The organism is Kribbella sp. NBC_00359 (genome assembly GCF_036097425.1).
Classification (GTDB): Bacteria; Actinomycetota; Actinomycetes; order Propionibacteriales; family Kribbellaceae; genus Kribbella.
The window spans coordinates 3,639,583-3,657,225 of sequence record NZ_CP107975.1 but is presented as its reverse complement, the minus strand read 5'-3'; the positions used below and the strand labels follow the sequence as shown (position 1 = coordinate 3,657,225).

Annotated in this window: 21 protein-coding genes and 1 pseudogene; 12 read left to right on the top strand and 10 right to left on the bottom strand. The window is 69.2% G+C overall.

Annotated elements, in window-relative coordinates; genetic code table 11:
* The 3 genes and pseudogenes from OG876_RS17870 to OG876_RS17860 form a co-directional block, all read right to left on the bottom strand.
* Nucleotides 1-495 carry an NADH-quinone oxidoreductase subunit J family protein gene (locus tag OG876_RS17870; RefSeq protein WP_328526008.1) on the bottom strand — a complete coding sequence of 165 codons (495 nt, stop codon included), beginning with the start codon at nucleotides 493-495 and terminating at the stop codon, nucleotides 1-3.
* 140 nt (nucleotides 496-635) lie between these two features.
* Nucleotides 636-827 (bottom strand): annotated as a pseudogene (locus tag OG876_RS17865) (4Fe-4S binding protein); the annotation flags it as partial.
* Nucleotides 828-1,059: 232 nt separating this feature from the next.
* Nucleotides 1,060-1,818, bottom strand: a complete 759-nt coding sequence (locus tag OG876_RS17860; RefSeq protein WP_328526007.1) for a methylenetetrahydrofolate reductase — start codon at nucleotides 1,816-1,818, stop codon at nucleotides 1,060-1,062.
* 75 nt (nucleotides 1,819-1,893) lie between these two features.
* Between OG876_RS17860 and OG876_RS17855 the strand changes: the two genes are divergently transcribed.
* Nucleotides 1,894-2,163 carry a hypothetical protein gene (locus OG876_RS17855; RefSeq protein ID WP_328526006.1) on the top strand — a complete coding sequence of 90 codons (270 nt, stop codon included), beginning with the start codon at nucleotides 1,894-1,896 and terminating at the stop codon, nucleotides 2,161-2,163.
* Nucleotides 2,164-2,178: 15 nt separating this feature from the next.
* On the opposite strand, the gene OG876_RS17850 is transcribed toward OG876_RS17855, so the two are convergent.
* Nucleotides 2,179-3,381 (bottom strand): RNA polymerase sigma factor, encoded by a 1,203-nt coding sequence (locus tag OG876_RS17850; protein WP_328526005.1) that lies wholly within the window; start codon nucleotides 3,379-3,381, stop codon nucleotides 2,179-2,181.
* On the bottom strand, nucleotides 3,378-3,722 hold the full coding sequence (locus OG876_RS17845; RefSeq protein ID WP_328526004.1) for a YciI family protein: 345 nt from the start codon (nucleotides 3,720-3,722) through the stop codon (nucleotides 3,378-3,380). The genes OG876_RS17850 and OG876_RS17845 overlap by 4 nt, the downstream gene beginning before the upstream one ends.
* 179 nt (nucleotides 3,723-3,901) lie before the next feature.
* Between OG876_RS17845 and OG876_RS17840 the strand changes: the two genes are divergently transcribed.
* The gene (locus OG876_RS17840) at nucleotides 3,902-5,152 is read left to right on the top strand and encodes an MFS transporter (RefSeq protein WP_328526003.1); all 1,251 of its coding nucleotides are present in this window, start codon (nucleotides 3,902-3,904) and stop codon (nucleotides 5,150-5,152) included.
* Between the two features lie 38 nt (nucleotides 5,153-5,190).
* On the opposite strand, the gene OG876_RS17835 is transcribed toward OG876_RS17840, so the two are convergent.
* Nucleotides 5,191-5,508 carry a nucleoside triphosphate pyrophosphohydrolase gene (locus OG876_RS17835; protein WP_328526002.1) on the bottom strand — a complete coding sequence of 106 codons (318 nt, stop codon included), beginning with the start codon at nucleotides 5,506-5,508 and terminating at the stop codon, nucleotides 5,191-5,193.
* 135 nt (nucleotides 5,509-5,643) lie between these two features.
* On the opposite strand from OG876_RS17835, the gene OG876_RS17830 reads away from it, so the two are divergent.
* From OG876_RS17830 to OG876_RS17820, 3 genes are all read left to right on the top strand, one after another.
* Entirely contained in the window at nucleotides 5,644-6,573 is a 930-nt protein-coding gene (locus OG876_RS17830) for a phosphotransferase family protein (protein ID WP_328526001.1), read from the top strand.
* A 96-nt stretch (nucleotides 6,574-6,669) separates the two neighbouring features.
* A complete protein-coding gene (locus tag OG876_RS17825) occupies nucleotides 6,670-7,743 on the top strand; it encodes an RNA polymerase subunit sigma-70 (protein WP_328526000.1) in 1,074 nt (357 codons plus the stop codon).
* A gap of 128 nt (nucleotides 7,744-7,871) precedes the next feature.
* Complete coding sequence (locus OG876_RS17820) at nucleotides 7,872-8,522, top strand: DUF6069 family protein (RefSeq protein WP_328525999.1); 651 nt, start codon at nucleotides 7,872-7,874, stop codon at nucleotides 8,520-8,522.
* Between the two features lie 152 nt (nucleotides 8,523-8,674).
* Here the strand turns inward: OG876_RS17820 and OG876_RS17815 are convergent, their stop codons facing one another.
* Complete coding sequence (locus OG876_RS17815; RefSeq protein WP_328525998.1) at nucleotides 8,675-9,622, bottom strand: complex I subunit 1/NuoH family protein; 948 nt, start codon at nucleotides 9,620-9,622, stop codon at nucleotides 8,675-8,677.
* 85 nt (nucleotides 9,623-9,707) lie between these two features.
* Here OG876_RS17815 and OG876_RS17810 point away from each other — a divergent pair, with 85 nt between their 5' ends.
* Complete coding sequence (locus OG876_RS17810; RefSeq protein ID WP_328525997.1) at nucleotides 9,708-10,898, top strand: NmrA family NAD(P)-binding protein; 1,191 nt, start codon at nucleotides 9,708-9,710, stop codon at nucleotides 10,896-10,898.
* On the opposite strand, the gene OG876_RS17805 is transcribed toward OG876_RS17810, so the two are convergent.
* From OG876_RS17805 to OG876_RS17795, 3 genes are read right to left on the bottom strand one after another with little or no spacing between them, the layout of a single operon-like run.
* Nucleotides 10,889-11,581 carry an NADH-quinone oxidoreductase subunit C gene (locus tag OG876_RS17805; RefSeq protein ID WP_328525996.1) on the bottom strand — a complete coding sequence of 231 codons (693 nt, stop codon included), beginning with the start codon at nucleotides 11,579-11,581 and terminating at the stop codon, nucleotides 10,889-10,891. The genes OG876_RS17810 and OG876_RS17805 overlap by 10 nt on opposite strands.
* On the bottom strand, nucleotides 11,578-12,135 hold the full coding sequence (locus OG876_RS17800; protein ID WP_328525995.1) for an NADH-quinone oxidoreductase subunit B: 558 nt from the start codon (nucleotides 12,133-12,135) through the stop codon (nucleotides 11,578-11,580). The genes OG876_RS17805 and OG876_RS17800 overlap by 4 nt, the downstream gene beginning before the upstream one ends.
* 4 nt (nucleotides 12,136-12,139) lie before the next feature.
* On the bottom strand, nucleotides 12,140-12,985 hold the full coding sequence (locus tag OG876_RS17795) for an alpha/beta fold hydrolase (RefSeq protein ID WP_328525994.1): 846 nt from the start codon (nucleotides 12,983-12,985) through the stop codon (nucleotides 12,140-12,142).
* Between the two features lie 82 nt (nucleotides 12,986-13,067).
* Between OG876_RS17795 and OG876_RS17790 the strand changes: the two genes are divergently transcribed.
* The 6 genes from OG876_RS17790 to OG876_RS17765 all read left to right on the top strand — a co-directional run bounded on the left by OG876_RS17790 (nucleotide 13,068) and on the right by OG876_RS17765 (nucleotide 17,530).
* On the top strand, nucleotides 13,068-14,525 hold the full coding sequence (locus tag OG876_RS17790) for a purine-cytosine permease family protein (RefSeq protein WP_328525993.1): 1,458 nt from the start codon (nucleotides 13,068-13,070) through the stop codon (nucleotides 14,523-14,525).
* Nucleotides 14,525-15,040 carry a cysteine hydrolase family protein gene (locus tag OG876_RS17785; protein ID WP_328525992.1) on the top strand — a complete coding sequence of 172 codons (516 nt, stop codon included), beginning with the start codon at nucleotides 14,525-14,527 and terminating at the stop codon, nucleotides 15,038-15,040. Before OG876_RS17790 ends, OG876_RS17785 begins: the two co-directional genes overlap by 1 nt.
* Entirely contained in the window at nucleotides 15,037-15,747 is a 711-nt protein-coding gene (locus OG876_RS17780; protein ID WP_328525991.1) for a GntR family transcriptional regulator, read from the top strand. Before OG876_RS17785 ends, OG876_RS17780 begins: the two co-directional genes overlap by 4 nt.
* Before the next feature lie 1,024 nt (nucleotides 15,748-16,771).
* On the top strand, nucleotides 16,772-16,993 hold the full coding sequence (locus tag OG876_RS17775) for a hypothetical protein (protein WP_328525990.1): 222 nt from the start codon (nucleotides 16,772-16,774) through the stop codon (nucleotides 16,991-16,993).
* A 230-nt stretch (nucleotides 16,994-17,223) separates the two neighbouring features.
* Entirely contained in the window at nucleotides 17,224-17,355 is a 132-nt protein-coding gene (locus OG876_RS17770) for a hypothetical protein (RefSeq protein WP_328525989.1), read from the top strand.
* Between the two features lie 13 nt (nucleotides 17,356-17,368).
* A complete protein-coding gene (locus OG876_RS17765; protein ID WP_328525988.1) occupies nucleotides 17,369-17,530 on the top strand; it encodes a hypothetical protein in 162 nt (53 codons plus the stop codon).
* The last annotated feature ends 113 nt before the right edge of the window (nucleotides 17,531-17,643 follow it).

Sequence of the window (17,643 nt, the reverse complement as noted above, 5' to 3'; positions counted from 1 at the left end):
TCAGTCCTCCCTCTTCCGCTGGGACAGGGCGATCGCACCGATCAGAGCAGCCAGCAGGAGCACCGAGAGCACCTCGAACGGCAGAACCCAGGTCTTGAAGATCGACGTCCCGATGGCGTCCGGCGATCCGTCCGGTACGGCCCTGACCTTCTCGTTGCCGAAGGCAAGCACAACGCCGGTGCCCACCAGGATCGCCAGCACCCCCGCGACCACGGCCGCGAACGGGCTGCGGCCGCTGGTCAGACCCGGCAGCGGGTTCGTCGGCGCCTTGGTCAGCATCAGCGCGAAGAGCACGAGTACGACGATCGCGCCGACGTACACGAGGATCTGCACCAGCGCGACGAACTCGGCGTGCAACGCGCCGAAGCAGCCGGCGACGGCGCCGAGGGCAACGACCAGCCAGAGCGCGGCGTGCACGATCCGGCGCGAGGTGACGACGAAGACGGAAGCGATGAGTGCGACTGCTCCGGCGACGCTGAAGAGGGCAGTCGTCACGCGTCGTCCTCCGGCGCCGGGGTGACGGTGGGGCCTGGGTCGATCGGCTGCGGTGCGGGGACGGTCCACATCCAGTCGCGGAGGCGGTCCTTCTCGTGCGTGAGGTTGCGGATGTCGGTCTCGGCGTACTCGAACTCCGGCGACCAGAACAGCGCGTCGAACGGGCAGGCCTCGATGCAGATCCCGCAGTACATGCACAGGCTGAAGTCGATGGCGAACCGGTCCAGCACGTTCCGGCTGCGCTCGCGGGCCTGCTCACCGACCGACGGCGCGGTCTCGGTGTGTGAGTCGATGTAGATGCACCAGCTCGGGCACTCCCGGGCGCACAGCATGCAGGACGTGCAGTTCTCCTCGAGCAGCGCGATCACGCCCCGGCTGCGCGGCGGCAGCTCCGGTTGGACGTCGGGGTACTGCTCGGTGACGGACCGGCGAGCCAGCGTCTTCGCGGTGACCTTCAGCCCCTCGATCAACCCCTTGCCAGGGACACCCACCTTCCACCTCCCGTCGGTAACCCGCTGCTAGCAGGACACTAGTCGTTTCCGGCCCGTTCCGGTGCCACCCACCTCAGAGTTCCCGCTCGAGCCTGGCAGCAACCTGGCGGTAGCGGCTGACCGGTATCAGATGAACGCCGTCGAAGGCCCCGGAGTCACGGATCTTCAGAATCTGCTCGCAGGCGTGGTCGACACCGGCATCGCGATCCCGCTCGACGGCGTCGATCAGCGTCTCCGGGATCGAGAGCTGGGGCAGGGCCGCCAGGTTGTGGGCCATCTTCGCGCTGGCGAGCACCATCACCCCGGCGTACACGGGGATGTCGAGTACGACGCTGTCCCGCCAGCGCAGCAGCTCGTCCAGGTCGTAGCTGACCTGCACGTACAGGAAGTCCGCCTCCGCCTTCCACCCCGGCACCGGCCGCAGCCGCGTCGCCGCGCCGACCTGGAACGGACTGCATCCGCGGTACGACGTCGCACGCGCCTGCTCGATCATCGTCCGGACCGTCAGCTGGCTGGTCCGCGCGCCCTCGGCCGGGTCGTCGCCGTGCACGAACAGGAACTGCTCCACGCCATACGCCGCCGCCGTCAGGAGATCTCGCCGGAAGCCGAGGAGGTTGCGATCCCGCGAGTTCAGGCAGGCGATCCCGCGCGACCCCATCGCCTGGACCTCGTTCGCCACCGCGACACTCGACACGGTCGCCCGGCCGATGTGGTTGTCCGGGATCAGGAAGGCGTCCGCGATCGGGCTCATCACCCCGATCTGGTGCCGCACCTTCTTCAGATCCGGCCGCGTCGGCGGCTCCACCTCACACACCAGCTCGAATCCCGGCACACCCGAGACCCTACTGAATCCGGCGGCGCGCCCAGTCGGGATTCCACATCGCGGCGGCGCCCTTACCTTGGTGACATGGGCAGCCGTGAAGCGGTGTCGGGCGCGGTGTTCGGCGCGTTCGCGATGGTTGTCGTCAGCATCGCCTTCGCCTGGTTCACCAGCGGCCCCGACCACCAGGACTGGAGCCACTCCGCCATCGCCCTGGCCCCCTTCGCAGCCCTCTTCGGCGCCGCCGCCGGCGCCGTCGGTGGGTTGTTGCTCCGCGTGACCCGGCCCCCGGCGAGGCGCTCGCCGTACACCACCCGCCGCGACCGCGACCGCCGCGAGAAGCGCAAGTACCGCTAGACCAGGTGGGACCGTCTAGAGGGTGTCGAGGCGGGACTGGAGGAAGTTCTGCTCGGCCTGGTTGGTGGTGAGCTCCAGGGCGGCGGCATAGGAGGTGCGGGCGTCGGCCGGCCGGTTCAGTTGAGTGAGCAGGTCCGCGCGGATGGCGTGGAAGAGGTAGTAGGAGCCCAGGTCCAGGTCGTCGATCGCGCTGAGGGCCGCGGCCGGGCCGTGAACCTCGGCTACCGCGACGGCTCGGTTGAGGGCTACGACCGGGGTGGGCTCGAGGGTGAGCAGGTGGTCGTAGAGCTGGAGGATCTGGCGCCAGTCCGTGTCTTCGGCCGTGGCGGCGTCGGAGTGGACGGCGTTGATGGCGGCCTGGAGTTGATACGGACCAGGCTGGTTGCGGCGGAGGCAACGGCGTACCAGGTCTTGACCTTCGTCGATCAGCGCTCGGTCCCAGAAGTCGCGGTCCTGGTCGGAGAGGCGGATCAGCGAGCCGTCGGGGTCGACCCGGGCCGGGCGGCGGGACTGCTGCAGGAGCATGAGGGCGAGCAGACCGACGGCCTCGGGCTCGTCGGGCATCAGCTCGACCAGGAGGCGACCGAGACGCAGCGCCTCGGTGCTCAGTTCGTCGCGGACGAGGCTGTCGCCGGACGAAGCGGCGTACCCCTCGTTGAAGATCAGGTAGACGACGGCGAGTACGCCGCGGACGCGCTCGGGCAGATCGGCTTCGTACGGGACGCGGTACGGGATGCCGGCCGCGCGGATCTTCGCCTTGGCGCGGACCAGGCGCTGCGCCATGGTCGGCTCCGGGACCAGGAACGCGTGGGCGATCTCGGCGGTCGTCAGCCCACCGAGCATCCGCAGGGTGAGCGCGACGCGGACGTTCAGCGCCAGCGCCGGGTGGCAGCACGTGAAGATCAGCCGGAGGCGGTCGTCGTGCACGGCGCCCTCCTCCACTGGTTCGTCCTGGGCATGCAACAGCGCCGCCTCGGCCTGCTTGTCCGCGCGCGCCGACTCCCGCCGCAGCCGGTCGATCCCCCGGTTCCGCGCGGTCGTGATGATCCACCCCGCCGGGCTCGGCGGTACGCCGCTCTCCGGCCACTTCTCCACCGCCGCCGCGAACGCGTCCTGCACCGCGTCCTCGGCGATCTCGAGGTCCCCGAACACCCGGGCAAGCACAGCAACCGCCCGCCCGTGCTCAGCCCGAAACACCCCGGCGATGTCAGGAGTCACGACTGAAACGGTCTCACCTCGACCGACAGCGGACTGAGCACCTTGGCCAGCCGCCGAGCCCAGCCCAGCGCCGCATCGAGGTCCTCGACCTTGATGACCGTGAACCCGCCGAGGTGTTCCTTTCCCTCGGTGAACGGCCCATCGGTCACCAGCACCTCCCCCTGCGACGCCTTCAACACCGTCGCCGTCTCCGGCGGATGCAACCCGGCCGCGAACACCCAGACCCCCGCCGCCTGCATCTCCTCGTTCAGAGCCTGCAGCTCCCGCAGGATCGGCCCCAGCACCTCCGGCCCAGGCGGCGGCCCATCCGGCTGGTAAATGCTGAGCAGGTACTGATTCATCCCAACCTCCTGGTGCGTGCTGTCACCACCTACACGAACGCCGCCATTCCAGATCGACACCCGCGAACACACTAGTTTCAGCGCCGGCCGTGGGCCGGCGGCACCGGCCGTGGGACCCGTGGTCCTGCACGTGGGCTGTACTGGCGCGACCGAGGTCGTCGGCGCAGACCATCGGTGCCATGACCACTTCAACTGTCCACATCGAACACGCGCCCGCGACCGGGGGGACGAGGCGCGGACGACTGAGCCGGTCCGCCGGCTTCTGGGCGATCGCCGCGAGCATGACGATCCTGACCGCCTTCTCCACCGCACCAAGCCCGCTGTACGGGCTCTACAGACGACAGGACCACCTGTCGTCGATCACCATCACCGTCGTGTACGCCGTCTTCGCCGCCGGGGTCGTGACAAGCCTGCTCCTCGTCGGCCATGTCTCGGACTGGTACGGACGACGGACCGTGCTCCTCCCCGCTCAGCTGACGGGCCTGGTGGCTGCGCTGATCTTCGCCACGTCCACCTCGCTTCCTGCCCTGTTCGTGGGGCGAGTGCTCACAGGTCTGGCCCTGGGGGCCGCCACCGCCACCGCCGGCGCCTACCTCACCGACCTGGACTCGGGGCCGAACGGTGTCCCGACGCGGCGATCGCAGATCGTGTCCACGGTCGCGAACGTCGGCGGCCTGGCGGTCGGGCCCTTGGCGGCCGGGTTGCTCGCGACGTACGTACCCGGGCTCCCGCGGCTGATCTACTTCATCTTCGCGGCGCTGTTGGTGCTCGCACTGGCCGCCACCTGGGTGTCTCCTGAGGTCAGGTCGCTGCCTTCGCCCCGGCCCCGCTACCGCCCGCAACGGCTGGCCATTCCTGGAACTGCCCGGGCCCAGTTCAGTGCGGCGCTCACCGGCGACTTCCTGGTGTTCACCGTGTACGGCGTGTTCGCGGGGCTGGCGTCCGCGTTCCTGTCCGGGCCGCTGCATCGCTCGTCGCCCGCACTGGCCGGACTGACCGTCTTCATCGCCTTCGGCGTCGGCGCGCTCACTCAGGTCACGACCGCGACCTGGCCCTTGCGCCGGCTGCTCGGGCTCGGCATTCCCGTGCTGATCATCGGGCTGGCCGTGATCGTGACCGCGGCGTGGGTGCACCCACCGAGCCTGGCCTTCTTCCTGACCGGCGCGGCCCTGGTGGGCGTCGGGAGCGGCAGCATCTTCCGGAGCACTCTGTCGGTCGTCATCTCGACCGCACCGGCCAACGAACGCGCCGCCGCCCTGGCCCTGTTCTTCGTCGTGGGCTACGTCGGCCTCTCGGTCCCCGTCGTCGGCGCCGGAATCGCGCTGCAATACGTGACCTTCAAGGTCATCCTCCTAACCTTCGCCATCGTCGTAGCCGCCGGCGTCCTCGTCGCCTCGCCCCTCCTACTACGCCTCTCCACAAAGAACTGAGATGGCAGATACCGACGCGGCCAGCCAGTGGTCAACCGTCAGCGGAGCCCCGTCCACACGATCCGCTCGACGAATCCGCCCCGCTGGCTGGCCTTGTCCGCGCGCACGCGCTCCAGCTGCGTCTGGTCGGTCCCCAGCTCGGCGGCGAGCGCGTACACGACCTCCAAAACGTCCGCAAGCTCCTCGATGGCATTCTCATCGTCGGCAGCGAGAAACTCGCCGACCTCCTCGGCCAACTTCTCTCGCAGCCGCAGGCGATACTCGTCCGGCTCGGCCCGATAGGTGATCGGCTCCCCACCGGTCGCACGAATGATCTCGGGAATCCGATCCCTAACCAGCTTGGCGTCCGCACTCATCTCTTCCTCCGCACCGTCAGGGGATCGGTCGGCCGCGCGAGCCATCTCACCGGCGTGGACCAGTGCACCACACCGATAACGCCGCTCCCAGCCTCATGATTCGAGAAAGCGGTAGCCTCGGCGGCCGTGAGGTGGTTGGAGGACGGCTCGCCAGGGGCGATCGCCGAGGCGCTGAAGCAGGTCGCGCCCGCGCTGGGCGATTACCCGATCGCGGTGCGCGGATCGGCGGGCGAGGATGACCCCTTGTGGTGGTCGGCGACCGCGGTCGTCGGCGAGCGGTTCGTTGCGAAGTTCGCGTGGTCACGTCCCGCCGCGCTCCGGCTGGCGCACGAGATCGCGGTTCTGGACGCATTGGCGCGCGAGCCGGCGGTTCCGTTCCTGCCGGAGGTGGTTGCGAGCAGCACCGATCCACTGCTGCTGGTGACCAGGCTCGTGCCGGGTGAGGCGCTGTTCGATGTCGTGGACTCGCTCGATCGGGACCACCTGGGTCGCCAGCTCGCCCACTTTCTGGGTGAGCTGAACCGTTCGGCGACCCTGGTACGCGCCGAAGCCGCCGTCGGTGAACTTCCCCCTGCGGCGCTGCAACCGGCCACGACCGACACCTTGCGCGATCGGTTCGTGAAATGGGCTCGTCCGGATCAGCGTCCCGCTGTCCTGCGGTGGTGCGACTGGGCGGACGAAGTACTGGCGACGCCGCGCCCGAGTGTCCTGGTGCATGGCGATCTGCATGGCGGCAATCAGGTCTGGGACGGCGAGCACCTCCGCGTGGTCGTCGATTTCGAGACCGCCGGCCTCGCCGAGGCCGAGTACGACCTGCGTGCTTTCCCCGGAACGGGTCCGGGCGTTGAGTTGCTGACTGCCACAATGCGCCACTACCGGCAGATCACAGGCCGTGAACTGGCAGCTGAGCGGGTCATGGCCTGGCATGTACGCACGGCCCTCGGCGACGCACTGTGGCGCAGCGAAGCAGGCGTTCCGCTACCGGATCACCGAACGCCGCCAGCCTGGGTCGACGACCTCGCCAAGCGATTCACCGCACTGCACATCGAGCCATCTCCGACCTGACCGTTCAGGTCTGTGCCGACCGACCCCAGTGATGAGTTGTCGCGCTCGCACCCGTCATACCTACGACGGGACACGACGAGGCGGAAGGATGACTTGATGAGTGCGGACACATGGCTGGAGGAGCTGGGCGTGAGCGGGCTGGGCGGCAGTGGTCTGGGCGGGAGTGGTCTGGGCGGGAGTGGTCTGGGCGGCAGTGGTCTGGGCGGGAGTGGACTGGGCGAGGTCGACGAGCCGGCGTTCTCGGGGCTGGTGGAGCGGCACCGGCGGGAGCTGCACGTGCACTGCTACCGGATGCTCGGGTCGTTCGAGGATGCCGAGGACACCGTGCAGGAGACGTTCCTCCGTGCCTGGCGGCGGCGGGAGACCTTCCAGGGGCGGTCGACGTTCCGGGCCTGGCTGTACCGGATCGCCACCAACGCCTGCCTGGACCTGCTTGCCAAGTGCCGCCCGGAGCCTGCCACCGGCGGCGAGGTGCTGTGGCTGCAGCCCTACCCGGACCGGCTGCTCGACGAGCTGCCCGCGGGCGACGCGGACGAGCCGGAGACCGTCGCCGTCGCGCGGGAGACGATCGAGCTGGCCTACCTGGTCGCAGTCCAGCACCTTGCGCCGCGCCCGCGGGCCGTGCTGATCCTGCGGGACGTGCTCGGCTGGCCGGCGAAGGACGTCGCGGAGCTCCTCGGGGACTCCGTCAACTCCGTGAACAGCGCGCTGCAGCGGGCCCGCGCCGGCCTGCGGGAGCACCTGCCCGCCGAGCGGCAGGACTGGACCGGCGGCGAGGAGGACGCCGGGACGCGCGAGCTGGTACGCCGCTTTACCGACGCCAGCGTGGCCACGGACATCGGCAGGATCGCCGTACTGCTGCGGGACGACGTCCGCTGCTCGATGCCGCCCACGCCTGGCCTGTACGTCGGCCGCGACGCGGTCGTGAACGACTGGGTCGAGAGCGGCTTCGAGGGCATGACGAACCTGCGCGCCGTCCTCACGGCCGTGAACCGGCAGCCCGCCGTCGCCTTCTACCACTGGCGGGAGCGGGAGGGCGCGTACCTGCCGCTGACGATCGACGTCCTGCGCATCACCGACGGGGCGATCACCGAGATCATCACGTTCCACGCCAACCAGTTCCCGCAACTCGGACTGCCGGACCGCCTACCGGCGGACAGCACGGAGTAGTCCCGGCGCGGACGCTCCCGCTGTAGTCCCGGTGCCGACGCTCGCGCCGTAGTCCCGGTGCCGACGCTCGCGCCGTAGTCCCGGTGCCGACGCTCGCGCCGTAGTCCCGGTGCGGACGCTCGCGCTGCGTGGTGGCGCGCGTGTCGCGGTCGTCGCGGAGTGGTGCGACGCGTTCGGCGCCGTCACCCGCGGGCGGCGGCCTCGGCGATCGCACCGAAGCCGATCAGCAGCAGTGCCGTCAGCAGCGGAATGAACAGCACGCGTGCAGCTGGAGCTGCGCGACAGCGAGAGTGCGCATCGTCACCCCAGTCACTGAACCTTGGAGGAACGACATGAACAGCAGGAATGACAGCGGGGTCGTCGCCGGCCCGCAATCGGGCCGGACCCACCGACTCCGCGGGCTCGCCGGCATCGGCTTGATTGCCACGCTCGCAGCGATGGCGGCCACCACCCTCGCCGCTGCGCTTGCCCAAGCCGCCGGCGTCGACTTCGAGGTCCCCGATGGCGGCGAGACGATCCCGTTGTCCGGGATCGCCGTAGTGACCGGCTTCTTCTCGGTCGTCGGCACCGTCATCGCCGTCGCACTTCTTCGTTGGAGCGCTCGCCCCGCCAAGCGATTCGTGTGGACGACACTGTCGCTTGCCGCGATCTCGTTCGTCCCGCCCCTCCTCTCCGGGGCAAACACCGCCACCACCACCGCCCTAATCGGCCTACACCTCGTCGCTGCAACGGTGATGATCCCCACCCTGACGCGAAGCCTCCACACCCGAACCAATTGACGACCCCACAGGACGCCGGTCCCCTGAACCCGATCCACAGTCCACCCCGTCACTCCCAGCGGCCCTCATCCACACCTCGCGGCGCCGCCGGAGGTCGCCAGAGAACAACCGCCGCGAAGCGGTGTCCCTTCCTGGTTGCCCGTAGGGCTTCCTTAGAAGATGGTGACGCCGATGCCGGTGAGGGCGAGTTGGAGTAGTGCTACCGGTACCAGGACCTGCCAGGCGAGCTTCTGTAGCTGGTCGGCGCGCATCCGCGGGAACGAGACCCGCACCCAGATCACCACGACGGACACGAACGCCACCTTGACGATCGTCCAGATCCAGCCGATCGACTCCGGCCCCGGACCACTCCAGCCGCCGAGGAACAGCACCGTGGTCAGACCCGCGAGTACGACGATCCCGGCGTACTCGGCGAGCAGGAACATCGCGAACCGCAGCCCGGTGTACTCCGTGTACGGACCGAAGATCACCTCGGAGTCCGCGACCGGCATGTCGAACGGCGGCCGCTGCAACTCCGCCAGCCCCGCGATGAAGAACACGACCATCCCGGGCAGCTGCCAGAGCAACCACCACGGGTTCCACGCGTGGGCGATGCCGGTCAGACTGAGCGATCCGGCCGCCACCGCGACGCTCGCCGCGGACAGCACGAACGGAAGCTCGTAGCTCATCAGCTGCGCCGCAACCCGCAGCCCGCCGAGCAGGCTGTACTTGTTGCCGCTCCCCCATCCGGCCATCAGTGAGCCGAGTACGCCGATGCTCATCACCGCGAGCACGAAGAACAGACCCGAGTCGAGGTCCGCGCCGACGATGCCGGGCGCGAGCGGGATGGCGGCGAGCGCGGCCAGGTACGGCAGCAGGGCAACGATCGGGGCCAACTCGAAGACCCGCCGGTCCGCGGCGGTCGGGACCACGCTCTCCTTCTGGACGAACTTCACGCCGTCCGCGACCAACTGCGCCCAGCCGTGGAACGCGCCGGCGTACATCGGGCCGAGCCGTGACTGCATGTGCGCCATCACCTTGTGCTCGGCCTGACCGACCAGCAAGGGCGCCACCAGGAAGGCGACCAGGACGCCCACCACCCGCACCACGAACTCCAGCATGACCGCACCCTATCGAGTCCGACTTGACCTCAACCAGCGTTGAGGTCCAAGGGTGGGTCGCGTCAACCAGTTGAAGGAGACTCAGATGACCACCGTTCTTGTCACCGGAGCCACCGGGCGGGTCGGCCGCCACGTGGTCGCGGGCCTGCGCGCCGCGGGCGTGACCGTCCGGGCCCTCGTCCGTACGCCGGACCTCGCCGGGCTACCGCCGGACGTCGAACTCGTCCGCGGTGATCTCTACGACGAGGACGCCGTACGACGGGCCGCGGCCGACGTGGATGCGGCATTCCTGCTGTGGCCGTCGTTCGACGCCTCCGGCGCGAAGGCCGTGGTCGGCCAGTTGCCGCGGCGAGTGGTGTACCTGTCCTCGCTCAACGCCTCGGACGGCGGCGTGTGGGGCGAGGTCGAGCAGTTGCTACGAGACGCGGGCAAGGACTGGACGTTCGTGCGACCCGGCGGTTTCGCCGTGAACGCGCAGGCTTGGGCGCCGGAGTTCCGCACCAGCGACGTCATCCGGCTGCCGTACCCGGAGGCCGGTCGGTCGTTGATCCACGAGCGAGACATCGCGGCGGTCGCCGTACTCACGCTGCTGGACGACCACCACATCGGCAAGACCTACGAGCTCACCGGCCCAGAGGTCCTGACCCAGGCCGAACAGGTCGAGACCATCGCTCGCGCCGTCGGCAAGACGATGCGCATCGAAGGGCTCACCGGCGACGAGGCCCGCCAGGCCATGCTCGACCAAGGCACTCCCGCCGCCATCGCCAACAGCGCCGTCACCTACTGGTCCACCCTCGTGGACAATCCCGAGCCCGTCACCACCACGGTCACCCAGCTCACCGGCCGCCCCGCACTGACCTTCGCCACCTGGGCCGGCGAGCACGCCGACGAGTTCCGCATCCTCTCCACTACCGAGGTCGCCGACCGCTACGTCAACGCCCTCTCCACCGGCCGGGTCGACGAGGCCCTGGCCCTGTCGGCTCCCGAGGTCGTCCGCGTAGCTCCGCTCGAGACCGGCGGCGAAGAGATCGAGCTCAAAGGCGCGGAAGCCATCCTCGAGAACACCCGCCGCCTCAACGCCGACATCGAGTACCTGGGCGTCCAGATCCTCGGCCCGCTCATCCTCGACGACCGCTTCGCGATCCGCTTCACCTTCGACCAACTCAACGTCCGCACCGGCACCCGCAGCCGCACCACCAAGCTGTCCCTCTGCACGGTCGACTCCGGCCGAATCACCCGCGAGGAAGTCTTCTACTTCACCCCACCTCACTCCTGAGGTGGTGGGTCCGCCTGCTTGCGGGTACGGCGTTCTGCTCCGGCTCGGCGTGGTCGGGCCGGGGTGGCGGCTGCCTGGGCCGGCGCCAAGGGGTCCGGGTCGGGGGAGCCGGGTGGTCGGGGGCCCCAGGTTTCGGGGTCGGGGACGCCGGGTGGGAGAGTGCGGCGGCGGCTAGGCGCGCCGGTGGGGGCGTGCTCGGATTCGCCGGGTTCCTTGGCGCCGGGCCAGGGTTTGGCGACCCGGGAGGCGAGGATGAACTCCTTGCGGAGCGGGTTGCCCTCGAAGCCGTCGGGGAGCAGCAGCGGGATCAGGTTGGGGTGTCCCTCGAAGGTGATGCCGAACATCTCGAACGTCTCGCGCTCGTGCCAGTTCGCACCGGCGTACACCTCCGAGAGCGTCGCCAGCACCGGCTTGTCGCGCGGGATCAGCGTGCGGACCAGCACATGCTCGACATGCGAGCCGCCCCAGAAGTCCGCGAGATGCGACACCACCCGGAATCCGTCGGTCAGCTCGTCGGCAGCGCTCAGGAAGTCGAAGAACGTGAACCCGACCGCGTCCCGCAACACCTCGTGCGCCGGCACCCAGGACTCCGCGGGTACGTCGATCGTCACCGGTCCGAAGCTGTCCGCAACAGTCGCGGCGATCCCGGCGCTGGTCAGCGCATCCAGAGCGTCGTGGCTCAAGGCGTCACCAGGCCGCGGGTCAGCGCCGCGGCGGACGGTTCGTCGTACCGGCTCGGCATGTTCTCGCCGGCGATCTTCTCCTGCAGCTTGAGGATCCCCTGCAGCAACGCCTCCGGCCGCGGCGGGCAGCCAGGCACGTACACGTCGACCGGGATGATCTGGTCGACGCCCTTGGTCACGCAGTACGAGTCCCAGTACGGGCCGCCCGAGTTCGAGCAGGAGCCGAACGAGATCACGTACTTCGGCTCCGGCATCTGGTCGTAGAGCCGCTTGATCGCGGGCGCCATCTTGTCCGTCACGGTGCCCGACACCACCATCAGATCGGCCTGCCGCGGCCCGGGCGCGAACGGGATCACGCCCAGCCGGATGAAGTCGTGCCGGCCCATCGACGCCGCGATGAACTCGATCGCACAACAGGCCAGGCCGAAGTTGAACACCCAGAGCGAGTACTTGCGGCCCCAGTTCAGCAGGTACCGAACCGGCTCGGGCGCGAGCTTCGCCAGCGCACCGACTGCCGGCCGCACCGTCGGCATCCCCAGCTCGGTCTCGGACATATGGTCAGCCTAGTCCGACAATCTCCTCCGCGAGGATCTCCGGGTACTCCAGCGGCGCGTAGTGGCCGGCCCCGTCGACGAACCGCAGCCGGACATCGCTGAAGAAGTCGTCCAGCCGGTCCGACCACGCCCGCGGGAACAGCGGGTCGAACTCGGGCCACAGCACCACTGTCGGTACGGCGATCCGGTCGTACGACGCCGGCGCCGTCTCGGCCGCCGACATCGCGACCGACCCCGCACCCGCCCGGTACCACTGGATCGATGCCGTGAACGCGCCCGGCGCCGAGTAGACCTCGACCAGGTGATCCAGCTCCGGCTCGAACCCCGGCCCGGACCAGTGGGTCCAGAAATGCCGCAGATAGGACCGGACCGCATCCGGGTTGCCGTCGATCAGTTCCTCGATCACCGGCAGCCGGTGAAAGGCCTGATACCAGAACTCCGCCTGGGCGTGCTCGGAGAACACCCGCTTCCCGATCCCCGGCAACGGCGGCGCGACCACCAGGCCCTCGATCAGGTCGGGCCGGCTCCGGGCGATCCCCTGCGCGATCCGGCTGCCGACGTCGTACCCGGCGAGCACGGGACGGTCCAGTCCGAGCTCCTCGATCAGCCCGACCACGCTCCGCCCCTGCGCGGCCACGCCGTACTGCGCAGGATCCAGGGACTGACTGTTCGACGCACCGAATCCGCGCAGATCCGGGATCACCACCTCGAAGCCACGCTCGGCCAGGATCGGCGCCAGCACCCGGTAGTCGGTGCGGTCACCGGGCCACCCGTGCAGCAACACCACGGCCGGTCCCTCGCCGATCCGGTCGTACGCCAGCCGGAATCCGTCCACCACGTTGCTCAGCATGGATTCATTCTTGACCACCCCAGGGACCGGGCTTACCGTGATTGAACAGGACTGAACAGGTCCATTCCGGTGGGGAGACACCATGGCTGACCGGCTCGAGGTGCAGGAGACCCGCGCGCTCTCGGTGGAGAGCAACGGGCTCAACGTGATCGCGGAGGCCGAACGGAAGGGCCGGCCGGCGCAGCTCTTCTGGCCGTGGTTCGCGGCGAATGTCTCCGTGCTCGGCATCAGCTACGGCGCGTTCACACTGGCGTTCGGGATCTCGTTCTGGCAGGCGGTGATCGCCGGGCTGATCGGGATCGTCTTCTCGTTCCTGCTCTGCGGGCTGATCGCGCTGGCCGGCAAGCGCGGCTCGGCGCCGACGATGGTGCTCAGCCGGGCGGCGTTCGGTGTCCGCGGCAACAAACTCCCTTCGCTGGTTTCGTGGTTGCTGACCGTCGGCTGGGAGACCGTGCTGACGATCCTCGCGACGCTGGCGACCGCGACCGTCTTCGAGCGCCTCGGGTGGGGCGGCGGCGATCTGACGAAGCTGGTCGCGCTGATCGTGGTCGGCGTACTGATCGTGGCCTGTGGCGTGCTCGGGTTCGACCTGATCATGCGGGCGCAGACCGTGATCACCGTGGTCACCGGCGTACTCACGGTCGTCTACATCATCCTGGTCGCCGACCAGATCCACTGGAGCACCGTGTCGGCGCTGCCGAGCGGATCGAGCCAGCAGGTGATCGGGGCGCTGGTGTTCCTGATGACGGGCTTCGGGCTCGGCTGGGTGAACGCGGCCGCGGACTACTCCCGGTACCTTCCGCGCCGGTCGTCGAGCTCCGGCGTGGTCGGCTGGACGACGTTCGGTGGCGCGGTGGCCCCGGTCGTCCTGCTGGTCTTCGGTCTGCTGCTGGCGGGCTCGTCGCAGGACCTGAGCAAGGCGATCGCGGAGGACCCGATCGGTGCGCTCGCGGAGGCCTTGCCGACCTGGTTCCTGGTGCCGTTCGTGATCGTCGCGGTGCTCGGTCTGGTCGGCGGCGCGGTGCTGGACATCTACTCGTCCGGCCTGGCTCTGCTGTCACTCGGCCTGCCGGTGCCGCGGTACGTCGCGGCCTTCATCGACGGCCTGGTGATGATCGCCGGGACCGTCTACGTGGTGTTCTACGGCGGTGAGTTCCTCGGCCAGTTCCAGGGCTTCCTGATCACGCTCGGCGTCCCGATCGCGGCCTGGTGCGGCATCATGCTCGCCGACATCGCGACCCGCCACCGCGACTACACCGACGACGACCTCTACACCCCCATCGGCCGGTACGGCGACGTCCGGTGGCTGCCGGTGCTCACCATGATCGTTGCCACCGGCATCGGTTGGGGTCTGGTCACGAACACGTTCGCGTCCTGGCTGACCTGGCAGGGCTACCTGCTCGGCCCGTTCGGTCTGGGCGGCAAGACCGGCGACTGGGCCTTCGCCAACCTCGGTGTCCTGGTCGCGCTGGTGGCCGGCTTCGTCGTGCAGCGGTTCGCCGGGGCGTCCGCCGTACGTCAGCAGGAGACGATCGCCTGATGGTGCTCGCGCTCATCGACCTGCAGCGGATCTTCGCCGACCCGGACTCCGGCTGGGCCACGCCGGGCTTCGACCGGGTGATCGAGCCGACCAAGGCGCTGATCGAGCGCTTCGCACCGGACGTCGTCTTCACCCGCTTCGTGGCCCCGGAGAAACCGGCCGGTGCCTGGGTGCCGTACTACGAGGCGTTCCCGTTCGCCCTGCAGCCGCCGGACGCAGAGGACTACCAGCTCGTCGACGAGTTCAAGGGCGCTCCAACGCTGGACAAGACCACGTTCAGCGCCTGGGGTCCCGAGCTGGCGGCCCGGTCGGACGGGCGGCTGGTCCTGGGTGGCGTGAGCACGGACTGCTGCGTGATCAGCACGGCCCTGGCCGCGGTCGACGCCGGCGTCCATGTGCAAGTGGTCGAAGAGGCGTGCGCCGGATCCACCGACGACAACCATCGCAAGGCGATCGACATCATGCGGCTGTACGCACCGATGCTGGAGATCGTCAGCGTCGACCAGTTGCGATGATGCGCCGGATCTCGTTGAAGCACGAGCGGGTGGCGGCGGTGCTGGCCCGGGAGATCCGGTCGGGCGTCGTACGGCGTGGTGCGCAGCTGCCCGGGGAGGTCGAGCTGGCGCGGCGGTTCTCGGTCAGCCGGAACACGGTCCGGGCCGCGCTCGCCGTACTGGCCGAGGACGACCTGATCACGACCCGCACCGGTAAGGGGTCGTTCGTGTTGTTCGACGGGCGGCCGCTGGACGGGCGGCTCGGCTGGACCCATGCGCTGTCAGAGCAAGGTGTGGAGACGCGGATGCGGACCGTGCGGATCGCGCTCGCGCAGGATCCCGACCTGGCCGACCGGGCCGGACTCGAGTCCCCCGACGTGATCGTGATCGAGCGGGTCCGGCAACTCACCGACGGTACGGCGATCTCGCTCGAACGCAGCCGGATCCCCGCGCTGGACGCGCTGCGCGACCTGCCCGGACGCGGCCTGGACCACGGCTCGATCAGCACCACTCTGAACCGCGCCGGCCTCTACCTAGACCACTGTGAGCAACGACTCCGTGGCCGCCCCCTGAGCCCTGACGAAGCCGAGCTCCTCCGCCGTCCGGAAGGAGCCTGGTTCCTCCACACCACCCGCACCAGCTGGACCGCCGACGACCGCTTCGCCGAGTACGCCGACGAACTCCTGGACCCCGACCACTACGAACTAAGCCTCTCCTACGGCACCTAGCCCCGGCCTCCCGGCGTCCCCAGCCAATCGGACACCGCCCTGGCTGCGATGGCAGTTCTGTTGCCTTCGGCGGCCCGGACCCGTCATGACGTGCTGGGTGATAGGCGCGTGAGGACTGTGGTGTGGGGAAGCACCCCGCGATCGAGCGACCGTGGTCCCCCTACTCGTTTATGAGGCCTTCCTGTCGTTTCGTGGGTCGCCGACCCCGGCTAGCTTTGTGCTCCGATCAGGCACCGAGCCGCCGCTGCGACGCTCGACTGGTGCACACCCGGGCGGAACGACACCTCCACCAGCTGGCGCCGGTGGGCGGTGGGCGGTGGGCGAGGATTTCGGGCAGGAGCAGCGAGCTTGGACAAGATGTCGGGACCTGGGACAGGTCATGAGGTGTGCCGGGCCCCGACATGGTGTCCGCGCCCCCGCCCGCCAAACGGCACCCCCGGATGGTGGAGCCGACATCCGAACGCGTGCCGGCTTCTTTGCGGATGTCCGAGGGGAGAGCCCCGGAGGCGGAGGGTCTGCCTGGTGAGAGTGCAAGCACCGCGGAATCGGGCCCGGACCCTGGCCGAACCGGTGTCGGCCAACGCAGAGATCGACTTTGTGCACCAGATCCGTGCCCGGAGGGCCGGCGCCGTACGGATCTGGTGCACAAAGTGACCGACCGAGCCGGCCGGGCGGGGTAGCGAGGCGGGGCTGTCCGGCGGTCGGTTGTGGGGGGTGGCTCGCGAGTGCTGAGGCGGTAGCCCGGACCTTGGCCCAACCGGTGTCGGCCACTGCTGGGATGCACTTTGTGCACCAGATCCGTGCCCGGAGGGTCGGCGCCGTGCGGATCTGGTGCACAAAGTGACAGACCGAGCCAGCCGGGCGGGGTGGCGAGGCGGGGCTGTCGGGCGGTTGGTTGTGGGGTGGTGGCTCGCGAGTGCTGAGGCGGTAGGTCGGATGGACCGTCCGGTGGGGTGGGAGCCGCGTGGGGTGGTCCACAAGGCGTCTAAGGCGGTTGTTGCTGTGGGCGTAGGGATATGTGCCGATGTGGGGGGCCTCCTCAGGCGCGCACTATCTTCTCATCGACAAGCTCGCGGAGGAGATCAGCATGTTCTTCCACTCGACCGACTCACTCCAGGCAGAGATCCGCTACCGGCAGGACCGTCTCCGGCGCGATTTCCAGCGCCCGGCCTGGTTCCAGCGCAAGCCCAAGCCACAGATTCCCGAGCCCTGCGCGCCCGAACTCCGCGCACGTCCCGCGATGTGACCGCGAGAGCGCCCCCGCAGTCCCCCCACCCCGCGGCGCGACCGGCTCCCCCGAGCCGGTCGCGCCGCCCTCATTTCCAGGCTCCCTAGACACCACTTACGCCGTACCTAGGGCGCCTAAGGGCAGCTGAGGTCCGGGCATAGGGAGGAGTTCCGATGTGCGGGGCTACCTCAGACGAGCAGATTGAGGGTGTCGGCAGGAAGCCGGCGAGAAACCAGGAGGAACAGCAGATGTTCACCAACGAATCGGTCAAGGCAGAGGTCGACTACCGCAGGCAGCGCCTCGCCCGTGACTACCGGCAGCACCGGACCACCACCCGGACCCGCCGGAACCTCGTCCACCTGTTCGGCCGGAAAGCCTGAAGGGAGGCACACCATGTTCATCACACCTCAGTCGATCAAGGCGGAGACCGCCTACAAGCACGAGCGGACCAAGCGCCAGTTCCGTACGACGAGCCGCCGGGCACGCGCGGCGCAGGCCGAGCGGCCTGAGCCGGGACACGCCCGCCGGGCCGACCGATACACCACGGCGGCATGACCGCCGGGACCGCCGTCCCTGATCCGGAAGTTGCGATCAGGGACGGCGTTTTCACGTCCAAGAAGGGTCACCGGACGGGATGCCGTCGATTTGTGTCGGCGCCAGGGGCGAAA

Coding starts and splice junctions, on each gene's coding strand:
- OG876_RS17855 (WP_328526006.1), top strand. CDS start 1,894: ATGGGCAGCCGTGAAGCGGTGTCGGGCGCGGTGTTCGGCGCGTTCGCG.
- OG876_RS17845 (WP_328526004.1), bottom strand. CDS start 3,722: ATGAATCAGTACCTGCTCAGCATTTACCAGCCGGATGGGCCGCCGCCT.
- OG876_RS17840 (WP_328526003.1), top strand. CDS start 3,902: ATGACCACTTCAACTGTCCACATCGAACACGCGCCCGCGACCGGGGGG.
- OG876_RS17835 (WP_328526002.1), bottom strand. CDS start 5,508: ATGAGTGCGGACGCCAAGCTGGTTAGGGATCGGATTCCCGAGATCATT.
- OG876_RS17825 (WP_328526000.1), top strand. CDS start 6,670: ATGAGTGCGGACACATGGCTGGAGGAGCTGGGCGTGAGCGGGCTGGGC.
- OG876_RS17815 (WP_328525998.1), bottom strand. CDS start 9,622: ATGCTGGAGTTCGTGGTGCGGGTGGTGGGCGTCCTGGTCGCCTTCCTG.
- OG876_RS17810 (WP_328525997.1), top strand. CDS start 9,708: ATGACCACCGTTCTTGTCACCGGAGCCACCGGGCGGGTCGGCCGCCAC.
- OG876_RS17800 (WP_328525995.1), bottom strand. CDS start 12,135: ATGTCCGAGACCGAGCTGGGGATGCCGACGGTGCGGCCGGCAGTCGGT.
- OG876_RS17795 (WP_328525994.1), bottom strand. CDS start 12,985: ATGCTGAGCAACGTGGTGGACGGATTCCGGCTGGCGTACGACCGGATC.
- OG876_RS17790 (WP_328525993.1), top strand. CDS start 13,068: ATGGCTGACCGGCTCGAGGTGCAGGAGACCCGCGCGCTCTCGGTGGAG.
- OG876_RS17785 (WP_328525992.1), top strand. CDS start 14,525: ATGGTGCTCGCGCTCATCGACCTGCAGCGGATCTTCGCCGACCCGGAC.
- OG876_RS17780 (WP_328525991.1), top strand. CDS start 15,037: ATGATGCGCCGGATCTCGTTGAAGCACGAGCGGGTGGCGGCGGTGCTG.
- OG876_RS17775 (WP_328525990.1), top strand. CDS start 16,772: ATGTGGGGGGCCTCCTCAGGCGCGCACTATCTTCTCATCGACAAGCTC.
- OG876_RS17770 (WP_328525989.1), top strand. CDS start 17,224: ATGTTCACCAACGAATCGGTCAAGGCAGAGGTCGACTACCGCAGGCAG.
- OG876_RS17765 (WP_328525988.1), top strand. CDS start 17,369: ATGTTCATCACACCTCAGTCGATCAAGGCGGAGACCGCCTACAAGCAC.